Here is a 1,319-nt window from a genome sequence, read left to right on the forward strand (position 1 = left end):
TGTTTTGACCCCTATAAAACAAGAGTAATCTTTTAAATTTCGCTTATTAGTTACGCTGTTAACTTTTTCATTAAAATCAAGTGTTTATCAGTGTTCCATTTTTCCATAGGAGTAATACGTCCTAAGAGTCCATGTAGTCTTTGATTATTGTAAAACTTAACATATCGTTTTAGGATCTGTTCTATCTCTCCAAAATGACGATAATCAAATCTGGCAAACACTTCCTTTTTTAGGATTCCATGATAGGCTTCTATATGTGCATTCTCTTCTGGTGTAGCTACATGAGTAAACTCTTGTTGAATTCCTATAAGGCTTAAGTATTCTCGTACTTTTTTCGCTAAAAACTGACTGCCATTATCACTTCTAATAACTATGTTTTCAGGATAATTATAATCTTCAAATAAAGAGGATAGAAGTGCTATTACATGGTTTTGTTTTATGGTAAATGAAAAATAATCCTTTAATATTCTACGTGAATGGATATCTATAACAGAGAGTAGATAAGCATTCTTTCCAACATGAGGAATCCAGACCATTTTAATATCCATTTCTAAGCACTCCAAAGGCCTAGTGGTATGCACTACTCTATATTTTACAAATTTACGTCCAGAACCACTTCTGTCTATTCTGTTTTCAAGCTTCAACAAGCCTGCTTGTTTCATAATTCGGTATAACTTCTTATGATTGATATTGTAACCTTCTTTCTTTAAATAACTAGTCATTAGTCGGTATCCACAATCTATAAATTCATGCCTTAAAATGTCTTTTACCGCATTTACTACATCTTCTTGAGACACGAACCCTTTGGATTGATGATAGGTGTATTTAGAGGGTTTATTTCCCTTTCTACCTAGACTTGGTTTCCTATAATAACTGCTAGGAACCATACCTACCATTTTTATAATCTTAGACTTACTACACTTATATTTTTTATGAATAATATTCACTAAATCTTTCTTGGATCGGACGTTCCAAACTTTTTTTTTAGAAGTTCTCGTTGTACCTCTAGTTCAATCTCTCTATCACTAAGAAGTTTACGTAATACTCGATTTTCTTCTTCAGCTTCCTTAAGCTCTTTACTTTTAGTTTCGTAATTCACTTTTAAACCCGCCTCACCCTTATGTTCAAACTTCTTCTTCCAGCTATAAAAGGTTCCTGTGCTTACTCCGTATTTACGACAGGTTTCTACAATACCAAATTCTTCAGATTCCGATAGGATTTCTAGCTTCTGGGACAACTCCCATTTCTTGTATTTCATATTTCAAATATATTAGTTTGAAATTTAAAAGAACACTCCGAACTTATTGGGGGCTAAAATA

General features: G+C 32.8%; 2 protein-coding genes. Both read right to left on the reverse strand.

Translation table 11 applies throughout. From position 1 onward, the window contains the following. Positions 1–50: 50 nt before the first annotated feature. Positions 51–947 carry an IS3 family transposase gene (locus tag GGR97_RS15200; protein WP_167899379.1) on the reverse strand — a complete coding sequence of 299 codons (897 nt, stop codon included), beginning with the start codon at positions 945–947 and terminating at the stop codon, positions 51–53. After that, positions 947–1,258 carry a transposase gene (locus tag GGR97_RS15205; RefSeq protein ID WP_167899380.1) on the reverse strand — a complete coding sequence of 104 codons (312 nt, stop codon included), beginning with the start codon at positions 1,256–1,258 and terminating at the stop codon, positions 947–949. The genes GGR97_RS15200 and GGR97_RS15205 overlap by 1 nt, the downstream gene beginning before the upstream one ends. Positions 1,259–1,319: the final 61 nt, after the last annotated feature.

Origin of the sequence: Wenyingzhuangia aestuarii (assembly GCF_011927765.1) — a bacterium.
Taxonomy (GTDB): Bacteria; Bacteroidota; Bacteroidia; order Flavobacteriales; family Flavobacteriaceae; genus Wenyingzhuangia; species Wenyingzhuangia aestuarii.